Source organism: Pseudomonas sp. OG7 (assembly GCF_014192825.1).
Lineage (GTDB): Bacteria > Pseudomonadota > Gammaproteobacteria > Pseudomonadales > Pseudomonadaceae > Aquipseudomonas > Aquipseudomonas monteilii.
Map to the genome: position 1 here is coordinate 44,709 of NZ_JACHYK010000001.1, position 20,261 is coordinate 64,969.

A 20,261-nucleotide genomic window follows, 5' to 3' on the forward strand; every position below is an offset into this window, starting at 1 on the left:
TGAACCCGCTCCCACAGGTACAGCGATAGGCTTGAGACTAGCGCTATCTCTGTGGGAGCGGGTTTACCCGCGAATAGGCCGGAACAGGCTTACAGCTGTTCCAGACACCCAACCAGGTCACCGCCCAACTTCTCCAGCAAGCGCTCATAGCCCTTGCCATCCACCGGGTCGGTACCGCCCAAGGCATCCAGCTCGGCCAGGCGCACCGGCAGCCCGGCGGTCAGGGTCTCGGCCAGTCGCGGCCGCAGCGGCGGTTCGCTGAACACACAGGTTTTACCCACTTCCTGCAGGCGCTTGCGCATGGCAGCAACATGCTGCGCGCCCGGCTGCACCTCGGAGGCCACGCTGAACACGCCCGTGTGTTTCAGGCCGTACTCGGCCTCGAAGTAGTCGAACGCTTCGTGGAACACGAAGTACGGCTTGCCGGCAATACTGGCCACTCGCGCCTTGATTCGCCCATCCATCGCATCCAGGCGCTCATCGAACGCCTTGAGGTTGCTCTGGTAGCGGGCAGCGTTGGCCGGGTCAACCTGAGCCAGGTCAGCGGCTATTTTCGCCGCGATCACCCGCGCATTGACCGACGACAGCCACAAATGTGCATCGAGGCTGCCCGGGCGGTGATCGTGGTCATGGTCGTCGTGATCCTCTTCCTCATGGGAGTGGCTGTCCTCGCCAAAATGACGCAACTTCATGCCCGTCAGCGACTGCACTGCCACCGTGGGCTTGCTGCGGCTGCCCAGCACCCGTGGCAGGAAGTTCTCCATGTCCGGGCCGATCCAGTACAGCAAGTCGGCATCGCCTACCCGCCGCACGTCGGAAGGGCGCAGCGCGTAGTGGTGGGGTGAAGCGCCTGGCGGCAACAGCACGTCAGGGCTGCCAACGCCATCCTGCACGGCGGCGGCAATCTGCTGCAGGGGTTTGATACTGGTGAGCACACGCACATCGGCCTGGGCAGAAAATGCGATGAAAGCGACAAACAGGGCTAGGAATCGGGACACGGTGGATACTCGAGTCGTCAGAAACAGGTAACATAATAACGTCTCCATCCAGAACCGTCGCTGCCCATGTCCATCACGCCGCTGGCCAACCGTCCTCACGATCACTCCCATTGCGTACACAGCGCATTGGCTGAAGCCGACGCCTTGTGCACCCGCCAGGGCCTGCGCCTGACCGCGCTGCGCCGCCGTGTGCTGGAACTGGTGTGGCAAAGCCACAAGCCGCTGGGCGCCTACGACATCCTCGCCGTGCTCAGCGAGCAGGACGGCCGCCGCGCCGCCCCGCCTACGGTGTACCGCGCGCTGGACTTCCTGCTGGAAAACGGCCTGGTGCACCGCATCGCCTCGCTCAACGCCTTCATCGGCTGCAGCCACCCCGAGCACGTGCACCAAGGTCAGTTCCTGATCTGCCGGGCCTGCCATGTGGCCATCGAGCTGGAGCAAAGCAGCATCAGCGAGGCCATCATCAACAGCGCCAAGGGCGTGGGCTTCATGGTCGAGACCCAGACCGTAGAAGTGGTCGGCCTGTGCGGCAACTGCCGGAGCGCGGCATGAGCGATGCGCTGATCCGCCTGGAACAGGTGGGCGTTACCTTTGCCGGCGAGGCGGTACTCGACAGCATCGACCTGTCGGTGGCACCCGGCCAGATCGTCACCCTGATCGGCCCCAACGGGGCGGGCAAAACCACCCTGGTGCGCGCCGTGCTCGGGTTGCTCAAGCCGCATCGCGGCAAGGTGTGGCGCAAGCCGAAACTGCGTATTGGCTACATGCCGCAGAAGATCCAGGTCGATGCCACACTGCCGCTGTCGGTGCTGCGCTTCTTGCGCTTGGTGCCCGGCGTAGACCGCGCGGCAGCCTTGTCGGCGTTGCAGGAAGTGGGTGCCGAGCAGGTCATCGACAGCCCGATCCAGACTATTTCCGGCGGCGAGATGCAGCGCGTGCTGCTGGCCCGTGCGCTGCTGCGCGAACCTCAGTTGCTGGTGCTCGACGAGCCGGTGCAGGGCGTGGATGTGGTCGGCCAGACCGAGCTGTACAACCTCATCACCCGCCTGCGCGACCGCCACGGCTGCGGCGTGCTGATGGTGTCCCACGACCTGCACCTGGTGATGAGCGCCACCGACCAGGTGGTGTGCCTGAACCGCCACGTGTGCTGCTCGGGCCACCCGGAGCAAGTCAGCAACGACCCGGCCTTCGTCGAACTGTTCGGCCAGAACGCCCCGAGCCTGGCCGTTTACCACCACCATCACGACCACAGCCACGACCTGCACGGCTCGGTCGTCGCCCCCGGCACCCATGTTCACGGAGAGCACTGCAAGCATGGCTGATTTTCTTCTTTACGCCTTGCTTGCGGGTTTGTCCCTGGCAGTAGTTGCGGGCCCACTCGGCTCTTTCGTGGTGTGGCGGCGCATGGCGTATTTCGGCGATACGCTGTCCCACGCCGCGCTGCTGGGCGTGGCAATGGGTTTCGTGCTGGACGTAAGCCCGGCCTTGGCGGTAACCGTGGGCTGCCTGTTGCTGGCAATCCTGCTGGTCACCTTGCAACAGCGCCAACCGCTGGCCTCCGACACGCTGCTGGGCATCCTCGCCCCCAGTACCCTGTCGCTGGGCCTGGTGGTACTGAGCTTCATGCACGATGTGCGCATCGACCTGATGGCCTACCTGTTCGGCGACCTGCTAGCCATCAGCACCCCCGACCTCGCCTGGATTCTCGGCGGCAGTGCGCTGGTCCTGCTGCTGCTCGCCGTGCTGTGGCGGCCGTTGCTGGCAGTTACCGTGCACGAAGAACTGGCGATGGTCGAAGGCCTGCCCGTTGCGGGCCTGCGCATGGCATTGATGCTGCTGATTGCAGTGGTGATTGCCGTCGCCATGAAGATCGTCGGTGTATTGCTGATCACTTCGCTGCTGATCATCCCCGCCGCTGCGGCGCAACGTCACGCACGCTCCCCCGAGCAGATGGCCCTGGGCGCCAGCCTGCTCGGCGTTACCGCCGTTTGCGGTGGCCTGGCCATGTCCTGGTTCAAGGATACCCCCGCCGGCCCGTCGATCGTGGTCTGCGCTGCGGTGCTATTCTTGCTGAGCCTGGCCCTGCCAAAACGCTGAAAGACAGGGCGTGTGATGGCACGCCTTGCAACCTTTTGCCGGGTAAAGGGTCTGTAAGACCTGTTTTCGAGCGTGCGCACCTGGGTGTAGACTTGCTCGCTTTTTGCGCAAATAGAGAGTCGCAGGAATGAAGCCGTTCGCCTCCCGTTATCTGCTTGTTGCCGCGTTTTCCCTGTTCCTGGCTGCTTGCTCCAGCGCGCCGGTCGAACAGGCCGCTGTACCTGCCCAAGCCGATGCCTGGCAGCAGTTGCAACAAAACATCGCCAGCAATGAGCTGGCCACCGCCGAAGACCAGCTGGCAGCCCTTCAGGCCCAGTCGCCGGATGACGCGCGCCTGGAGCAATACCAGCGTCAGTTGGCCGAAGCCTATCTGCAACGCAGTCAGATCGTCCTGCAAAAGGGCGATGTGAACGCAGCAGCTACCGCCCTGGCCCGTGCCCGTGCACTGATGCCGCAAGCCCCGGCGGTGACCGGTGGCGATCCCCTGTCCCAGGCACGCAAGGCCGAGCTGGAGAAGGCAGAAGCTGCCTTGAAAGCTGCTGAAGCGAAGCCCAAGGCACGCATCATCGACCCTACAGCGCCAAGCACGGTGGTGGCCTTGAAGACCACCGACAGCCGCGCCATGCGCCGCCAGCTCGATGACATTGCCGCCGACGTGGTGAGCTATGGCTGCGAAGTGGTGTTCCAGGTGCCGCGTACGGACGATGCCCCTTGGCTGAAGACCTTGCTGGAGAAACGCGTGCGCAAGATCGACAGTGGTTTCGAGCTGAAGCAGAAGCATGAAATTCAGCGCTCGCTGCCGGCCCAAGTGGTTTTGGTGCCGCACCCGCAATAAAACTTTAGAGCCCTATCGCCGGCAAGCCAGCTCCCACAGGTAGTGCACAGCGCCCAAGGCCTGCGCAGTACCTGTGGAAGCTGGCTTGCCGGCGATGGGCTGCAAAGCAGCCCCTTAGGCCGGCACAGCCTCCGCAGCAGCTTCCCGCTCCCACACCCGATGCCCCTCAACCGCTTTGACAAAGGCATCCACGGCTTTTTGGTCATCCGCCAGCAGCAAGCCCTTGTCTTCCTTAAGTCCCAGGCCGGTCGCCAGTTCCTTGGTCAACACCATAGCCTTCAGGTGCTTGTAGCCTTCCAGCAAGAAGTGTTTGGCTAGCCCGCTGGCTGCCAAGGCATCCGTCGAAGCCTTACCTGATGGCACGACAATCCCGTCGAACATGATCGATGGCATCCCCTCCATCGATGCCTCCACCGGCAGTTGCTTGCCATCCGTCGCCTTTACCGGCGCCGAGGTCGGCCCCAACAGCATCGGCCGGGCACTGTGCGCTTCCAGGGCCTTGATCAGTTTGTCCACGCTTGCAGCGTCCACGCCATTGGCCACCAGCACGGCAATCTTGCGCCCCTTGATACCCACCGAACCTGGGTGGTTCATCTGGCTCAAGGCCGGTGATTGCGCCAGCTGGCTGCCCTTCACCTGCACCGTACCCGCTTTCGGCGCAGGCAGGCCCAGGTTGGCTGCAACTGCCGCCGCCAGCTTCAAATCGATATTGGCGAGAATTTCATTCACTTCCCGGGCGCGGATATGTTCGCGCTCCACTTTGCCCAACTCGAAGCTGTAAGCCTTGATGATGTGCTGCTGTTCGGTCGGGCTCATGCTCTGGAAGAACAGCCGGGCTTGCGAGAAGTGATCACCGAACGACTCGCTGCGCTGACGAATCTTGTGCGCATCGATACGCTCCTGGTAGCTCTCGAAACCACCGTCCTGCGCCGCTGCCGGGGTTTCCTTTGGCCAACCACCGTCGATCGAGTTTGGCTCGTAGGACGCCCGCCCCTTGTGCACGACGTGCTGGTGCAGGGCATCACGCTGGTTGTTGTGGTTAGGCGCTACCGGGCGGTTGATCGGGATCTGGTGGAAGTTCGGCCCGCCCAGGCGGCTGATCTGGGTATCGGTGTACGAGAACAGCCGGCCCTGTAGCAGTGGGTCATTGGTAAAGTCGATTCCAGGCACGATATGGCCTGGGCAGAACGCCACCTGTTCGACCTCGGCAAAGAAATTGTCCGGGTTACGGTTCAGCACCATCTTGCCCAAGGGCGTTACGGGCACCAGCTCTTCCGGGATGATCTTGGTCGAGTCCAACAAGTCGAAGTCGAACTTGTGCTCGTCGGCCTCCGGCACGATCTGCACGCCGAGTTCCCATTCCGGGTAATCGCCGGTCTCGATCGCCTCCCACAAGTCACGGCGCTGGAAGTCAGTGTCCTTGCCCGCCAGTTTCTGCGCCTCATCCCACAGCAGCGAATGCACGCCCTGGCGCGGCTTCCAGTGGAACTTGACGAAACTGGCCACGCCCTCGGCGTTGATCAGGCGGAAGGTATGCACGCCAAAGCCTTCCATCATGCGCAAGCTGCGCGGGATAGCCCGGTCGGACATGGCCCACATCACCATGTGGGCCGACTCCGGCACCAGCGAAACGAAATCCCAGAACGTATCGTGGGCCGAGCCACCGGTAGGAATCTCGTTATGCGGCTCGGGTTTGACCGCATGCACAAAATCGGGGAACTTGATGGCATCCTGGATGAAGAAGACCGGCATGTTGTTGCCGACCAGGTCGAAGTTACCTTCGTCGGTATAGAACTTGACCGCGAAACCGCGCACATCACGCACGGTATCCCCCGAACCACGGGGACCCTGCACGGTGGAAAAGCGTACAAACACCGGTGTGATCTTGTCGGGATCTTGCAGGAAACCGGCTTTGGTCAGATCCGCATGGTTGCCATAACTCTGAAAGTAGCCGTGCGCCCCGGTACCACGGGCATGCACGATGCGCTCCGGGATGCGCTCATGGTCGAAGTGGGTGATCTTCTCGCGCATGATGAAGTCTTCGAGCAGCGACGGCCCTCGTGCGCCAGCCTTGAGGCTGTTCTGGTTGTCGGCAATCTTCACGCCCTGGTTGGTGCGCAGGGCCTGGCCGGTAGCGTCGCTGCGGAAGGTTTCCAGGCTCTGCAACTTGGCATTGGTATTGGCCCGGTCCGGGGTCTGGGTGCCAGCGGCTTCACTCTGCTTGGGCGCGTCCGTTTTCTTGCTGGGCATGGTCGTCTCTCCTCATCAGTCTTCAGGCGTGCCCGTTGCGGGCTTGTTCAACTAGTGACTGGAAGGCTTTGCCGAGCGTTCAATCAGGATTACCGGTTGTCGCGATATGCCCGATGGATTGGTGCATTACGAAATAAATGCTAAGAACAGCTATGGGAAAAGGCTAAAATGCGCGACCCCAGCTAACCGCTGACCCAAATTTCATGCGCCCCACAAGGTTCGCTACGTGATCGAGTTCCAACAGGTACATAAAACCTACCGCGTTGCCGGTAGGGAAATCCCCGCACTGAATCCGACCAGCCTGACCATCGAAGATGGCCAGGTGTTCGGCCTGATCGGCCATTCCGGCGCCGGCAAAAGCACCATGCTGCGCCTGATCAACCGCCTGGAAGAGCCCTCCGGCGGCAAGATCATCGTCGACGGCGAAGACGTCACCGCGTTCAACGCCAGCCAGTTGCGCGGCTTCCGCCAGCAGGTCGGGATGATCTTCCAGCACTTCAACCTGCTGGCCTCCAAGACCGTCGCCGACAACGTCGCCCTGCCACTGACCCTGGCCGGCGAGCTGTCGCGCAGCGAAATCGACAAACGTGTCACCGAGCTGCTGGCCCGTGTAGGCCTGCAAGACCACGCCAAAAAGTACCCGGCGCAGCTGTCCGGTGGCCAGAAGCAGCGCGTCGGCATCGCCCGCGCCCTGTCCACCAACCCGAAGATCCTGCTGTGCGACGAGGCTACCAGTGCCCTCGACCCGCAAACCACGGCTTCGGTCCTGCAATTGCTGGCCGAGATCAACCGTGAGCTGAAGCTGACCATCGTGCTGATCACCCATGAAATGGACGTGATCCGCCGTGTCTGCGACCGCGTGGCAGTGATGGACGCCGGCCAGATCGTCGAGCAAGGCTCGGTGGCCGATGTGTTCCTGCACCCGCAGCACCCCACCACCAAGCGCTTTGTCCAGGAGGACGAGCAAGTCGACGAAGGCGAACAGCGCGACGATTTCGCCCATGTACCAGGCCGTATCGTGCGCCTGACCTTCCAGGGCGACGCCACCTACGCGCCGCTGCTGGGCACCGTGGCCCGCGAAACCGGTGTGGACTACAGCATCCTCGCCGGGCGTATCGACCGCATCAAGGATGTCCCCTATGGCCAGCTCACCCTCGCCCTGATCGGCGGTGACATGGAAGCGGCATTCGCCCGCTTCAAGGCAGCTGACGTACATATGGAGGTACTGCGTTGATGGACGCCCTGAATTTCTTTGCAAACGTCGACTGGGCCGAAATCTGGCTGGCCACCGTCGATACCATGATCATGTTGTTCGGCTCGTTGTTCTTCACCGTGCTGCTGGGCCTGCCGCTGGGCGTGCTGCTGTTCCTCTGCGGGCCTAAGCAGATGTTCGAGCAAAAGGGCGTGTATGCGCTGCTGTCGCTGGTGGTGAACATCCTGCGCTCGCTGCCGTTCATCATCCTGCTGATCGTGATGATCCCGTTCACCGTACTGATCACCGGCACCTCGCTGGGCGTTGCCGGCGCCATTCCGCCGCTGGTGGTAGGTGCCACGCCGTTCTTCGCGCGCCTGGTGGAAACGGCCCTGCGTGAAGTGGACCGCGGCATCATCGAAGCTACCCAGTCGATGGGCGCCACCACCCGCCAGATCATCACCAGTGCGCTGCTGCCGGAAGCCCGCCCGGGCATCTTCGCGGCCATCACCGTAACGGCCATCACCCTGGTGTCGTACACCGCCATGGCCGGTGTGGTCGGTGCCGGTGGCCTGGGCGACCTGGCGATTCGCTTCGGTTACCAGCGCTTCCAGACCGATGTAATGGTAGTGACCGTGGTATTGCTGCTGGTACTGGTTCAAGTACTGCAGAGCGTGGGCGACAAACTGGTCGTGCATTTTTCCCGTAAGTAACCCCAATGGGGTCGGCCCGGCCGACCCGTTCGGGGGCCGTCGCGGCCCTCACAAGGAGTGATTGATGAAGAAGCTGCTTGCTGTCGCTGCCGCTGTCGCGGCCTTCTCGGCCCACGCCGATACCCTGACCGTTGCCGCCACCCCGGTGCCGCACGCCGAGATCCTCAACTTCGTCAAACCACAGCTGGCGAAAGAGGGCGTGGAGCTGAAGGTGAAGGAGTTCACCGACTACATCCAGCCGAACGTGCAGGTGGCCGAAAAGCGCCTGGACGCCAACTTCTTCCAGCACCAGCCGTACCTGGATGAGTTCAACAAGGCCAAGGGCACCCAACTGGTGAGCGTAGCCGGCGTGCACATCGAGCCGCTGGGCGTGTACTCGACCAAGATCAAGAAGCTGGACGAGTTGTCTTCCGGCGCCACCGTGGTCATCCCCAACGACGCCACCAACGGCGGCCGCGCCCTGCTGCTGCTGGACAAGGCCGGTGTGATCAAGCTGAAGGACAACAAGAACATCCTGTCCACCGTGAAGGATGTTGCCGAGAACCCGAAAAGCATCAAGTTCCGTGAGCTGGAAGCGGCCACCATCCCGCGCGTGCTGACCCAGGTCGATGCCGCCCTGATCAACACCAACTACGCGCTGGAAGCCAAGCTGAACCCGGAGAAGGACGCGCTGGCCATCGAAGGCAGCGACTCGCCTTACGTGAACATCCTGGTTGCCCGCCCGGACAACAAAGACTCGGAAGACATGAAGAAACTGGCCGCTGCGCTGCACTCGCCTGAGGTGAAGCAGTTCATCGTCGAGAAATACAAGGGCGCTGTGGTTCCGGCGTTCTGATCCGAAATCCCCGGGGCCGCTTTGCGGCCCTTTCGCGGCACAAGGCCTGCAAAGCAGGCTCGAAATCTCAATCCCGCTTCACAAGCCCGGGCAACTGCGCCACCAGCTTCTGGTTGTTGAACGGCGCACGAATGAAACCACGCTGACGCCCATCCGGCCCCACAACCGCCAGGTTACCGCTGTGATCCACGGTATACCCCGGCTTGCTGGTATCGGCCGGAATGAACGGAATGCTCAAGGCATTAGCCAACTTCTGGGTATCCTCGATCGACCCCGCCACCCCGACAAAGTCCTTGTCGAAATAGCCCAGGTATTGCTTCAACTGGTTAGGCGTGTCGCGGTTCGGGTCCACACTCACCAACACCACCTGCAGCCGGTCAACGGCTTCCTTGGGCAGCTCACTCTTCACCTGGCGCAACTGGGCCAAGGTAGTCGGGCAGATGTCCGGGCAGTAGGTGTAGCCAAAGAACAGCAGCGACCATTTGCCCTTCAGGTCATCCAGTCGCACTGGCTGGCCGTCCTGGTTGGTCATGGTCACATCCGCCACGGTACGGCTCTGCGGCAGCAGGATGATGCCGGCGTCGATCAGCTCGGTAGGGTTGGGCTGGTCGCGGCCATTGAGCACCTTGTTGACAGTCAGGCCCATGATCAGCGCGACCAGGGCAACGAGGATAAAGACGGTTTTCTGGGTTCGGGTCATAGGTTCAGCAACAGGTAGTGGTCGAGGAGCAACGCGATGAACAGCGCGAACAGGTAGCCGATAGAGTACTTGAAGGTACCGATCGCCGCGTGCGGCCGGCTGCCACGGTACAACACCCAGGCCCAATGCAGGAAGCGCAGGCCCAGCGCCAGGGCACAGGCCAGGTACAGCGGGCCGCTCATGTGGATGGCATACGGCAACAGGCTGACCGCCAGCAATACCAGGGTGTACAGCAGGATATGCAGCTTGGTGTAGCGCTCGCCGTGGGTCACCGGCAGCATCGGGATATCGGCCTTGGCGTATTCCTCCTTGCGGTGGATGGCCAAGGCCCAGAAGTGCGGTGGCGTCCAGGCGAAGATGATCAGCACCAGCAGCAAGGGTTCGGCGCTGACATGGCCGCTTACGGCCACCCAGCCGAGCAGCGGCGGGGCGGCGCCGGCCAAGCCACCGATGACGATGTTCTGTGGCGTGGCACGCTTGAGAAAGCCGGTGTAGAGCACCGCATAGCCAAGCAAGGACGCCAGGGTAAGCCAGGCGGTCAGGGCGTTGGTGAACACCAGCAGCAGCGCCATGCCCAACACTGCGAGCGCCAAGGCGAACGACAGTGCGGGCAGTGGCTCGACCCGGCCTTGGGCCAGGGGCCGCTTGTGGGTACGGGCCATCAGCGCATCGATGCGCCGATCCACCACATGGTTGACCACCGCTGCACCACCTGCACACAAGCCGATGCCCAGGTTGCCGAACAGCAGCACGCTCCAGCTCACCCCGGCCCGGGTAGCGAGGAACATGCCTGCCAGCGAGGTAATCAGCATCAGCACCACCACCTTGGGCTTGGTCAGCTCCAGGTAATCGCGCCAGCTGGCCCGCCGTGCACTCAGAAGCGTCGCCACGAATCGTTCCTCATGTGAAGGGAAGTGCCCACGCCGGCCACCGGCCGCAGGCGCCAGCCGTGGCCGACACCCACGCGCAACTTGTCGACCACGCGAATGCGGTAGTTCACCAGCACCATGCTCAGCAGCAACATCGCCCCACCCGCGTTGTGCGCCACAGCCACCACCAGTGGCAGGTGGAACAACACATTGCTGATGCCCAGGCCCACTTGCAGGGCCAGCGCCAACAGTACCAGCCGCGCCAGACCGGGGAGGCCACAGCGGTGCAGCTTCCAGCTGAGCATCAAAAGCACGCAAGTCACCAACAGTGCCCCCAGCCGGTGGCTGATGTGGATGGCCGTGCGTGCATCACTGTCCAGTTGCCCGCCGAGGTAGTTGGGGCCGACGTGTTGGGTCAGATGGAAGCCGTTGCTGAAGTCCGCCGCCGGCCACCACTGGCCATGGCAAGTGGGCAGGTCAATGCAGGCGACCGCTGCGTAGTTGGCACTGACCCAACCGCCCAGGGCGATCTGGCCGATCACCACCAGCAGGGCCAATGCAGCGATCCGGCGCAAGCTCAACGGCAACTTGGGCAATGGCGCAAAAGCCCGGGATAGACGCAGGGATAGCAGGAACAGCAGGCTCAACGTAGTGAACCCGCCGAGCAAGTGCGCGGTAACCACCTGTGGCCACAGCTTCAGGGTAACTGTCCACATGCCGAAAGCCGCCTGGGCCAGCACCACGCCCAGTAACAACACAGGCAGGCGATAGGGCTGGCCATCGCGGGCATGCCGGCGCACCGCCTGAAAGGCGAGCAGGGCAATCACCACGGCCAGCGTGCCGGCGAAGTAGCGATGGACCATCTCGGCCCAGCCCTTGGCCTCTTCCACGGGGTGATCGGGGAAGTGCAGCTCGGCATGGGCCAATTGGGCCTCGCTCTTGGGCACGCTGATGAAGCCGTAGCAACCTGGCCAGTCCGGGCAGCCCAGGCCGGCGTGGGTCAGGCGGGTATAGGCACCGAGCAGGACGACCAGCAGTGCCAGCAGGGTGGCGAATACAGCCAAGCGGAATCCAGGTCTGGCCATGGCAGGCTCCTAGCCGATGTTGGACAGCTTGAGCAGGTGGCGCAGATCGTCCAGCACATGCTTGCCGTTGACCTTGCCGTCGTAACGCAGCACCAGGTTGCCGTGCGGGTCGACGATCCACAGCTGCGGGCCAGGCTCGCCAACCTTCTGCAGGTAGTGCTGGGCATCCAGCGGGTAACGTTGCAGTTGCGGGTACTCACGGCCAAGCAGCGCCTGGTAGTCGGCGCTCAGCGGCTGGGCGGCGGCCAGCGCATGGCTGGCGCGGCTGGCATCGCGGCCCAGGCCGACCTGGATCTGCCGGGCCAGGTACACCAGGCGCTGGCAGTCCTCGGCGCAGGCCTCAGGCGCGCTGACCAACAGCTGCCAGCGCTCGTCCTCACCCGCCACGCCGATATCGGCACGGCTTTCACCATTGCCGATCATGGCGCCGTGGTAGCTGCGGCCATCCGGCACCCAGAACTGAAGTTTGTACATGCTGGTGGCCAAAATCATCGGCCCGAGCACCACCAGCAAAATCAGTAATAGCTGCAAACGCCCGCGGGCTCTGGGTTTGCCACGTTCAGGCACGTCCAGTGGAGTGGCGGTGGCCATGGCGTTTCTCCTTGTTGTGGTGCCAGCCAAAGTAGAGGTAGAGCAGAACCAATGCGGCAGAAAGGGCAAACCACTGCACGGCGTACCCCAGGTGTTTTTCCGGGCCCATGGCGACTACTGGCCAATCCAGGCGATAGGCTGCCGGGCCTGGTTCCAGACGCAGCTCATGGGCGTAGCCTTCGCGGTCCAGTTGCGGCCAGAGCTGTGCGGCATCAACGGCCGTGAGCAGATGCGGCCATTGGCCGCCTTCCGGGTCGGGATGCAGCTGGAACGTGCTGCCGGGTGATACGTACACTGAAGCGTCCAGCGCCATGGCCTGGGAAGGGGTATCGAAATGCACGGGCACGCGACGGTCTGGCCAGGGCAGCCAGCCGCGGTTGACCAGCAGCCACAGGCCGCTGGCCTGGTCATGGAAGGGTTGCAGCAGTTCCACACCGGCCTGGCCGTCGCGCATGCGGTTGTCCAGCAACAGGCTGTGCCCGGCGTCGAAGCGGCCATAGAGGTGAACGCGGCGGAAGGCGTTGTCTTCGTTTGATACGAGCTGGGCCGTGGCGATCGGGGCTTCGATTCGCCGTTCGGCATAGCTGGCCAGCAGCGTACGCTTTTCCTCGGCACGGCCGAGTTGCCAGCAGCCAAGCGCTATCAGGCCCGGCAGCAGCGCAAGCACCGCCAGGGTCGGTACCCAGCCTGGGCGAAACGGCCTCACGGGCGCCTCGCTATACTTATCCACATCACCGCATCCCCCCCGGAGTAGCGCCATGCTCAAGGCCGCGATTGTCCTGATGCTGTTGGCCACGATTGCCAGCCTGTTCAGTGGCCTGGTGTTTCTGGTCAAAGACGATGAAAACTCGACCCGCCTGCTCAAGGCGCTGACCGTGCGGGTGACCCTGGCGGCCCTGACAGTCGGCCTGGTCGCCTGGGGCTTTATCAGTGGTCAGCTGGTTTCGCATGCTCCCTTCTGAATGTGCAGTTGGTTTGATGGCCTCATCGCCAGCAAGCCAGCTCCCACAGGAACCCCACATGCCTCAGGGTCAGTGCCCCCCTGTGGGAGCTGGCTTGCCGGCGATTGGCCCTAGAGCACATACACGAAGATGAACAACCCCACCCAAACCACATCAACGAAGTGCCAGTACCAACTGGCCGCCTCGAAGCCGAAGTGTTTCTCCGGGTTGAAGTGCCCACGCAAAATGCGCACGAACATCACGATCAGGATGATCGTCCCCAACGTCACGTGGGCGCCGTGGAAGCCGGTCAGCATGAAGAACGTCGCACCATAGATCCCCGAACCCAGCGTCAGCCCCAGCTTGGTATAGGCCTCGTGGTACTCGTAGGCCTGCAACGTAATGAAGCTGATACCCAGAAGAATGGTCAGCGCCATCCAGAACTTCAGTGGCCCACGGTGATCACGGCGCAGCGCATGGTGCGCAATGGTGATGGTCACACTGGAACTGACCAGCAGGATGGTGTTGATCAGCGGCAGGTGCCACGGGTCGATCACTTCCTTGGGCGGCGGGAACAGTTTCGGGTCGGGCGTGTGCAGCAGCGGCCAGGTGAACTCGAAAGTCGGCCACAACATGTGCGCAACCCCTTTGGCCCCTTCTCCCCCCAGCCACGGCCCGGCCAGCACACGCACGTAGAACAGCGCACCGAAAAAGGCGAGGAAGAACATCACCTCGGAGAAGATGAACCAGCTCATGCCCCAGCGGAACGAGCGGTCCAGCTGCGGGCTGTACAACCCCGCGCGGCTCTCCTTCACCACGGCGCCGAACCAGCCAAACAGCATGTAGGCCAGGAACAATGCACCCACGAAGAAAATCAGCGGCCCGTGCGATTCCGGGTGGCCGGCCTTCATGTCATTGAACCAGGTGCCCAGGCCGAACACCGTGATGAACATGCCGATGGTGGCGATGATCGGCCACTTGCTCTGCGCCGGAACGTAGTAGTGCTCATGACTTGCCATTGCTGTTCTCCTTCCCTTAACGGGCGCCCTGAACGTCCTGGGCCGCAACATGCGCGACCGGCGGGTGGCGAGCGGTGATGTCGAACAAGGTGTAGGCCAGTGTCAGGTGCTTCACGCTGGCCGGCAGGTCGCGGTCGACGATGAAGCGCACCGGCATCTCGATGCGTTCGCCGGGCTGCAGCACCTGCTGGGTAAAGCAGAAGCACTCGGTCTTGTGGAAATACGCGGCGGCCTCGGCCGGGGTAATGCTGGGTATCGCCTGCGCACTCATCGGCCGGTCGGTCGGGTTGTGGGCAATGAAGATCATCTGGTTCACCGCACCCGGGTTGACCTCCAACTGGTCAGCCGTGGAGTAGAAATCCCAGACCATGTCGCTGGCATTGGTCGACATGAACTGCACCCGCACCGAACGCGACGGGTCGCTGACCTGGCTGCCTTCGTATTGCCCGCCAGTCTTGCCGTTGATGCCAAAGGCCTTGCACATCACGTCGTAGATCGGCACCAGGGCGAAGCCGAAGGCGAACATCACCACCGTCAGCATCAGCAGGCGCGTTACCAGGCGTTTGAGCGACAGGCCGTTCATGGCGGGCTTCCTATTTCACTTCCGGTGGCGTCTGGAAGGTGTGGTAGGGCGCAGGCGAGGGGATCGACCACTCAAGGCCCTCGGCGCCATCCCAAGGCTTGGCCGGTGCCGGCGCGCCGCCACGGATGCACTTGATGACGATGAACAGGAAGAAGATTTGCGTGGCACCGAACATGAAGGCCCCGATCGACGACACCATGTTGAAGTCGGCGAACTGCAGGTTGTAGTCCGGAATGCGCCGTGGCATGCCGGCCAGCCCCACGAAGTGCATGGGGAAGAAGGCCATGTTCATACCGATGAACGACAGCCAGAAGTGCAGCTTGCCGAGGGTTTCGTCGTACATGTGGCCGGTCCATTTCGGCAGCCAGTAGTAGGCCGAGGCGAAGATGCCGAAGATCGCCCCGGGCACCAGCACGTAGTGGAAGTGTGCGACCACGAAGTAGGTGTCGTGGTACTGGAAGTCCGCCGGGGCGATGGCCAGCATCAAGCCGGAGAAGCCGCCGATGGTGAACAGGATGACGAAGGCGATGGCAAACAGCATCGGCGTCTCGAAGGTGAGCGAGCCTTCCCACATGGTGCTGACCCAGTTGAACACCTTCACCCCGGTGGGCACGGCGATCAGCATGGTGGCGTACATGAAGAACAGTTCGCCCACCACCGGGATGCCGACCACGAACATGTGGTGGGCCCAGACGATGAACGACAGGAAGGCAATCGCGCCGGTGGCGTACACCATCGAGGTGTAGCCGAACAGCGGCTTGCGCGAGAACGCCGGGATGATCGAGCTGACCGCACCGAAGGCGGGCAGGATCATGATGTACACCTCGGGGTGGCCGAAGAACCAGAACACATGCTGGAACAGCACCGGGTCACCGCCACCGGCGGCGCTGAAGAAGCTGGTACCGAAGTGGATGTCCATCAGCATCATGGTCACCACACCGGCCAGCACCGGCATCACCGCAATCAGCAGGAACGCGGTAATCAGCCAGGTCCAGACGAACAGCGGCATTTTCATCAGGGTCATGCCGGGGGCACGCAGGTTGAGGATGGTGGCGATCACGTTGATCGCGCCCATGATCGAGCTGATGCCCATCAGGTGGATGGCGAAGATGAAGAAGGTGACGCTGGCCGGTGCATAGGTGGTGGACAGCGGGGCGTAGAAGGTCCAGCCAAAATTCGGCCCGCCGCCGGGGCTGAACAGGGTCGACACCAGCAACAGAAACGCCGCCGGCAACAACCAGAAGCTGAAGTTGTTCATGCGCGGCAGGGCCATGTCGGGCCCGCCGATCATCAACGGGATCATCCAGTTGGCCAGGCCGACGAAGGCCGGCATCACCGCGCCGAACACCATGATCAGGCCGTGCATGGTGGTCATCTGGTTGAAGAACGCCGGTTCCACGATTTGCAGCCCGGGCTGGAACAGCTCGGCGCGAATCACCATGGCGAACGAGCCGCCAAGCAGGAACATGATGAAGCTGAACCACAGGTACATCGTGCCGATGTCTTTATGGTTGGTGGTCAGCACCCAGCGCATCAGGCCCTTGGCCGGGCCGTGGGCGTGCTCATGGCCGTGGGCGTGGTCGTCGATCACTGTGCTCATGTCCTGTCTCCTGCAACCCATTGATTGCCGCGAGTAACCCGGTTCATTGCGCTTCTGCCTGCTTCAGCGCCAGCACGTCCTTCGGCGTGACCATGTCGCCCTTGTTGTTGCCCCAGGCGTTGCGCTCGTAGGTGACCACGGCGGCAATATCCACTTCCGAGAGCTGCTTGCCGAATGCAGCCATGGCGGTACCGGGTTTGCCGTGGAAGACGATGCTCAGGTGGCCTTCCTTGGGCCCGGTAGCGATCTTCGAGCCCTTCAATGCCGGGAACATCGGTGGCAAGCCCTGGCCTTCGGCCTGGTGACAGGCCACGCAGGTGGTGTGGTAGACCTTGTCGCCACGCTCCACCAGCTCTTCCAGGGTCCATTCCTTGCTGGTCAGCTCCTTGAGCTTGGCGGCTTCGGCTTTGCGCTCACCCAGCCAGGTGTCGTAGTCGGCCTTGGATTTCACCTCGACCACCACCGGCATGAAACCGTGATCCTTACCGCACAGCTCGGTGCACTGGCCGCGATAGATGCCGGGCTTCTCGATACGGGTCCAGGCTTCGTTGACGAAGCCGGGGATGGCATCGCGCTTGACCGCAAAAGCCGGCACCCACCAGGAGTGGATAACGTCGGCGGCCGTTACCAGGAAGCGCACTTTGGCACCCACCGGCAGCACCAGCGGTTGGTCGACTTCGAGCAGGTAGTGCTCGTCCTTGGGGGCTTTGTTGTGAATCTGGTCGGCGGGGGTGGCCAGGTTGCTGAAGAACTCCACGTCCTGGCCCAGGTATTTGTAGTGCCACTTCCACTGGTAGCCGGTGACCTGAATGTCGATGTCCGACTCGCTGGCGTCGTAGATGTCGATCAGGGTCTTGGTGGCCGGGATGGCCATGGCCACCAGAATCAGGAAGGGCACCACGGTCCAGAGGATTTCCACCCAGGTATGCTCGTGGAAATGCGCGGCCTGCTGACCGGTGGAACGGCGGTGGATGACCATCGACCAGAACATCGCGCCGAAAACCACGATGCCGATGATCACGCAGACCCAGAAGATGGTCATGTGCAGGTCGAAGACGGCGTTGGAGACTTCCGTCGCCCCCGGGTGCATGTTCACGGTCCAGGCGGCGTTGGCCTGACCAAAAACCGACCACAACAGGAGGCCCATCCAGACATGTGGATGTCGCATCATTGCGGGTTCCCCTTCTAATTCTTGTTGTCCCGGAGGCGTGGCCTGCGGCAAGAGGGAACGGCGGTCAAGACTGCCTGGCTTCGACGACCGAGCCCCTGCTAAAAGCAGTCGGGCCTCATCAACGAATCACGTTCACCGGGAGTATAGACAGCGACCAATGGCACGCAATGAAGCCTGTGAAATGAACTTCACGAAATGGCCAAATTGCCTGAAAACCGCACGCTTGAGGGGGCATGGCGCAATAATGGCACCTTGATATGCCTGAGAGCGCACACGTTTGCGAGATTTATAACAAATAGGTCTTAGGTATTCTGTATACCGAGCTAATTTAGTGTCTTCCGTTTGAAACGTAATGTCCCTGGAGTTGTCATGAACATCGCTGCTGTACGCGAGCAGGTAAGCCAAGCCCATCAACATGAAGGCCAGACTGGCCAATTGAAACAGCGTCTCGAGCTGCAACTGCCGCACCTGCACCCCTCGATCCAACTGCCTGAGCAGGACGCCCAGGGTACTTTGGCGCGCTTCGTCAGCGCCTACATCGACCAGGTTCCGGAACTGCTGGAGGCCGCACATGCGGTTGCCCGCGAGGCCGGGATCGAGTCGCAGATCAAGCCGGTACTGAAAATTGCCGAAGCCTACTTCCTGCAGCCGCCCAGCGTGATGCAAGGGCATGTGGGCCTGGACTGCCTGCTGGACGAGGCCTACCTGGCGCACCGGCTGGTGGAAGAGGTGAACGATCTGTATATCCGTCACTTCCAGCAGCCGCTGATCCCGGTCGATACCACCGTCGCCAATCTGATTGCCCACCAGCTGATTGGCGAGGAATTTGCCAACCAGCTGGATGAAGTGGTGCATCACTCGGTTGACGAAATGCTCAATGACGAGAGTTTTGCGGTGGAGTCAGTGGAGGCTTATCGCGAAAAACTGAGCAGCCCGGCAACTGGCGAGGCCTGGAAGCGCTGGCCGTGCCTGTCGCGGCAGCTGGGTGTGGAGCTGGGTCAGCCGGCCTGAATCCAGAGCCCGGTGAGATCCCTGTAGGAGCGGCACAAGGCTGCTCCTACAAAAATCACCCTGTTAAGGATCGGTATCAGGTACCAAGCCCCGCCGTAGTCCGCAACCGCCCCTCGATCCGCCGCTTCAAGCGCCGCTGTTCTATCAGCAACCGCGCCCCATTCGCCGCATTGCTGCGGCCCCAGTCTTCAAGCAGCTCAAGGCACGAGTGGTCGATGTAGCTCAGGTTACCCAACGGCACATGCAGCGTGGTCCCCGCCGGTACACTATCCAGCACCTGAGTCAGCGCCGGCACCTTGAGGAACGTCGCCGCACCGCTAAGCCGCAGCTCCATGTGCCCAGCCTTCTCCAGGCTCACCAGATTGATCTTCAGCCGCGCCGCCTTGAACGCCAGCTTCAGCAAGGTCAGGGCAAAGCCAAGCAGCACGCCGGTCAGCAGGTCGGTAAAGATGATCGCCAGCGCTGTCGCCGCATAGGTGAACATCGGCATGCGGCCATAACGGCCCAATCCGCGAAACGCCTTGAAGTCCACAAGCTTTACCCCGGTAAACACCAGCACACCCGCCAGGCTCGCCACCGGAATCTGTTGCAGTACGCTACTCAGCGCCACTACGAACGCCAGCAGCCAAAGGCCATGGAAGATCGCCGAAGCCCGGGTTTGCGCACCCGCTTGCACATTCGCCGAACTGCGCACGATCACGCCAGTCATCGGCAAAGCACCCAACACACCGCAGAGCATGTTGCCGATCCCCTGGGCCGACAACTCACGGTCGAAGTCCGAGCGCTGGCCGCTGTGCATGCGGTCTACCGCCGCAGCCGACAGCAGGGTTTCAGCGCTGGCAATGAACGCCAGGGCGAAGGCTGCGACCAGCAGGGTAGGGTCGGCCAACTGCATCAGATCTTCCGGGCGGATCCAGTCGATGGCCTCGGACAAGTCTGCCGGCACCTGCACCCGGTTGACCGGCAAGGCCAGCCACATGCTGATGCCGGTCATCGCCGCAACACCCAGCAGGGCACCCGGGACGAAGCGCAGCCGCTGCGGCCGCAAGCGCTCCCAGCCCCACATGATGGCGATGGTACCCAGGCCCAGCGCACCGGCCATCCAGCCGGTACCGGCGCTTTCCTGTGGCAAGGCTGCGGCCACGGTTGCCGGGAACTCCAGCAGGTTCTGCATGCCGGAAGGCTGGGGCGCGGTGTCGAACATGACATGCACTTGCGACAGCACGATCAGCACGCCAATCCCGGCCAGCATGCCGTACACCACCGCTGGCGCGGTAACGCGGAACCAGCATCCCAGGCGCAGGCGCCCAGCCAGCAACTGCAGTAACCCGGCCAGCAGCAGTATCGGCCCCAGCATGGCCATGCCGTGCTGGCGCACCAGCTCGAACACCAGCACCGCCAAGCCGGCGGCCGGGCCGCTGACTTGTAGCGGCGAACCGGCGAGGAAACCCACGACAATGCCGCCGATAATGCCGGTAATCAGGCCTTTGGCCGGCGGCATGCCCGAGGCGATCGCAATGCCCATGCACAACGGCAAGGCCACCAGAAAGACCACCACCGACGCCAGCAACTCACGCGGCAGGGCCGCTTTCAACTGTGTAATGTTCACCGTGTTTCTCCATTCTCAGTCACACAGCCATTCCCCTGGCCGTGGGCACGTTTGCCCCTGACGAGCGCGCAGGCGCGGGCCGCCAGCGGGCGTGCCGGCAGGGCAGTCAGGGAATTAAAGGCAGCAGAAGGCCGCGCCACACCCTGAAGGGTGCAGCCGGCT

General features: G+C 62.6%; 21 protein-coding genes. 9 read left to right on the forward strand and 12 right to left on the reverse strand.

The genetic code is table 11. The features are described from left to right. Nucleotides 1-89 precede the first annotated feature (89 nt). Nucleotides 90-1,046: a zinc ABC transporter substrate-binding protein ZnuA gene (locus tag FHW75_RS00210; protein ID WP_019099204.1), complete on the reverse strand. Its 957-nt coding sequence runs from the start codon at nt 1,044-1,046 to the stop codon at nt 90-92. A gap of 18 nt (nt 1,047-1,064) precedes the next feature. Between FHW75_RS00210 and zur the strand changes: the two genes are divergently transcribed. From zur to FHW75_RS00230, 4 genes are all read left to right on the forward strand, one after another. After that, nucleotides 1,065-1,550 carry a zinc uptake transcriptional repressor Zur gene (gene zur / locus FHW75_RS00215; protein ID WP_019099205.1) on the forward strand — a complete coding sequence of 162 codons (486 nt, stop codon included), beginning with the start codon at nt 1,065-1,067 and terminating at the stop codon, nt 1,548-1,550. Beyond that, nucleotides 1,547-2,320 carry a zinc ABC transporter ATP-binding protein ZnuC gene (gene znuC, locus FHW75_RS00220; RefSeq protein WP_019099206.1) on the forward strand — a complete coding sequence of 258 codons (774 nt, stop codon included), beginning with the start codon at nt 1,547-1,549 and terminating at the stop codon, nt 2,318-2,320. Before zur ends, znuC begins: the two co-directional genes overlap by 4 nt. Further along, on the forward strand, nt 2,313-3,095 hold the full coding sequence (znuB, locus tag FHW75_RS00225) for a zinc ABC transporter permease subunit ZnuB (protein WP_183673015.1): 783 nt from the start codon (nt 2,313-2,315) through the stop codon (nt 3,093-3,095). The genes znuC and znuB overlap by 8 nt, the downstream gene beginning before the upstream one ends. Nucleotides 3,096-3,222: 127 nt before the next feature. After that, complete coding sequence (locus FHW75_RS00230) at nt 3,223-3,930, forward strand: PA5502 family lipoprotein (protein ID WP_019099208.1); 708 nt, start codon at nt 3,223-3,225, stop codon at nt 3,928-3,930. A gap of 114 nt (nt 3,931-4,044) precedes the next feature. Here FHW75_RS00230 and katE read toward each other — a convergent pair whose 3' ends face one another. Further along, on the reverse strand, nt 4,045-6,180 hold the full coding sequence (gene katE / locus FHW75_RS00235; RefSeq protein ID WP_183673017.1) for a catalase HPII: 2,136 nt from the start codon (nt 6,178-6,180) through the stop codon (nt 4,045-4,047). 226 nt (nt 6,181-6,406) lie between these two features. Here katE and FHW75_RS00240 point away from each other — a divergent pair, with 226 nt between their 5' ends. From FHW75_RS00240 to FHW75_RS00250, 3 genes are all read left to right on the forward strand, one after another. Next, complete coding sequence (locus FHW75_RS00240; protein WP_016712837.1) at nt 6,407-7,414, forward strand: methionine ABC transporter ATP-binding protein; 1,008 nt, start codon at nt 6,407-6,409, stop codon at nt 7,412-7,414. Next, nucleotides 7,414-8,085 (forward strand): methionine ABC transporter permease, encoded by a 672-nt coding sequence (locus tag FHW75_RS00245; protein WP_010951513.1) that lies wholly within the window; start codon nt 7,414-7,416, stop codon nt 8,083-8,085. Before FHW75_RS00240 ends, FHW75_RS00245 begins: the two co-directional genes overlap by 1 nt. A gap of 64 nt (nt 8,086-8,149) precedes the next feature. Continuing rightward, the gene (locus FHW75_RS00250) at nt 8,150-8,920 is read left to right on the forward strand and encodes a MetQ/NlpA family ABC transporter substrate-binding protein (protein WP_016712836.1); all 771 of its coding nucleotides are present in this window, start codon (nt 8,150-8,152) and stop codon (nt 8,918-8,920) included. A 67-nt stretch (nt 8,921-8,987) separates the two neighbouring features. Here the strand turns inward: FHW75_RS00250 and FHW75_RS00255 are convergent, their stop codons facing one another. From FHW75_RS00255 to FHW75_RS00275, 5 genes are read right to left on the reverse strand one after another with little or no spacing between them, the layout of a single operon-like run. Beyond that, the gene (locus tag FHW75_RS00255; protein ID WP_019099211.1) at nt 8,988-9,620 is read right to left on the reverse strand and encodes an SCO family protein; all 633 of its coding nucleotides are present in this window, start codon (nt 9,618-9,620) and stop codon (nt 8,988-8,990) included. Then, nucleotides 9,617-10,510, reverse strand: a complete 894-nt coding sequence (gene cyoE / locus FHW75_RS00260) for a heme o synthase (protein WP_019099212.1) — start codon at nt 10,508-10,510, stop codon at nt 9,617-9,619. Before cyoE ends, FHW75_RS00255 begins: the two co-directional genes overlap by 4 nt. Continuing rightward, nucleotides 10,495-11,574, reverse strand: coding sequence for a heme A synthase (locus FHW75_RS00265; RefSeq protein ID WP_025754203.1), 1,080 nt, complete (start codon nt 11,572-11,574; stop codon nt 10,495-10,497). The genes cyoE and FHW75_RS00265 overlap by 16 nt, the downstream gene beginning before the upstream one ends. Before the next feature lie 9 nt (nt 11,575-11,583). Continuing rightward, nucleotides 11,584-12,165 (reverse strand): hypothetical protein, encoded by a 582-nt coding sequence (locus tag FHW75_RS00270; protein ID WP_025754204.1) that lies wholly within the window; start codon nt 12,163-12,165, stop codon nt 11,584-11,586. Next, nucleotides 12,134-12,871: an SURF1 family protein gene (locus FHW75_RS00275; RefSeq protein WP_019098092.1), complete on the reverse strand. Its 738-nt coding sequence runs from the start codon at nt 12,869-12,871 to the stop codon at nt 12,134-12,136. Before FHW75_RS00275 ends, FHW75_RS00270 begins: the two co-directional genes overlap by 32 nt. Nucleotides 12,872-12,923: 52 nt before the next feature. Here FHW75_RS00275 and FHW75_RS00280 point away from each other — a divergent pair, with 52 nt between their 5' ends. Continuing rightward, complete coding sequence (locus FHW75_RS00280; RefSeq protein WP_019098091.1) at nt 12,924-13,127, forward strand: twin transmembrane helix small protein; 204 nt, start codon at nt 12,924-12,926, stop codon at nt 13,125-13,127. Between the two features lie 110 nt (nt 13,128-13,237). On the opposite strand, the gene FHW75_RS00285 is transcribed toward FHW75_RS00280, so the two are convergent. The 4 genes from FHW75_RS00285 to coxB are packed head-to-tail and all read right to left on the reverse strand — an operon-like array spanning nt 13,238 to nt 17,479. Then, nucleotides 13,238-14,125 (reverse strand): cytochrome c oxidase subunit 3, encoded by an 888-nt coding sequence (locus FHW75_RS00285; protein WP_019098090.1) that lies wholly within the window; start codon nt 14,123-14,125, stop codon nt 13,238-13,240. A 16-nt stretch (nt 14,126-14,141) separates the two neighbouring features. Continuing rightward, nucleotides 14,142-14,708, reverse strand: a complete 567-nt coding sequence (locus FHW75_RS00290) for a cytochrome c oxidase assembly protein (protein WP_016712829.1) — start codon at nt 14,706-14,708, stop codon at nt 14,142-14,144. 10 nt (nt 14,709-14,718) lie between these two features. After that, entirely contained in the window at nt 14,719-16,308 is a 1,590-nt protein-coding gene (ctaD, locus tag FHW75_RS00295) for a cytochrome c oxidase subunit I (RefSeq protein WP_183673019.1), read from the reverse strand. A 43-nt stretch (nt 16,309-16,351) separates the two neighbouring features. Next, nucleotides 16,352-17,479, reverse strand: a complete 1,128-nt coding sequence (gene coxB, locus FHW75_RS00300) for a cytochrome c oxidase subunit II (protein WP_019098089.1) — start codon at nt 17,477-17,479, stop codon at nt 16,352-16,354. Nucleotides 17,480-17,848: 369 nt separating this feature from the next. Here coxB and FHW75_RS00305 point away from each other — a divergent pair, with 369 nt between their 5' ends. Next, on the forward strand, nt 17,849-18,490 hold the full coding sequence (locus tag FHW75_RS00305; RefSeq protein ID WP_019098088.1) for a hypothetical protein: 642 nt from the start codon (nt 17,849-17,851) through the stop codon (nt 18,488-18,490). Between the two features lie 76 nt (nt 18,491-18,566). On the opposite strand, the gene FHW75_RS00310 is transcribed toward FHW75_RS00305, so the two are convergent. Then, entirely contained in the window at nt 18,567-20,099 is a 1,533-nt protein-coding gene (locus FHW75_RS00310; RefSeq protein ID WP_025754206.1) for a SulP family inorganic anion transporter, read from the reverse strand. Nucleotides 20,100-20,261 lie beyond the last annotated feature (162 nt).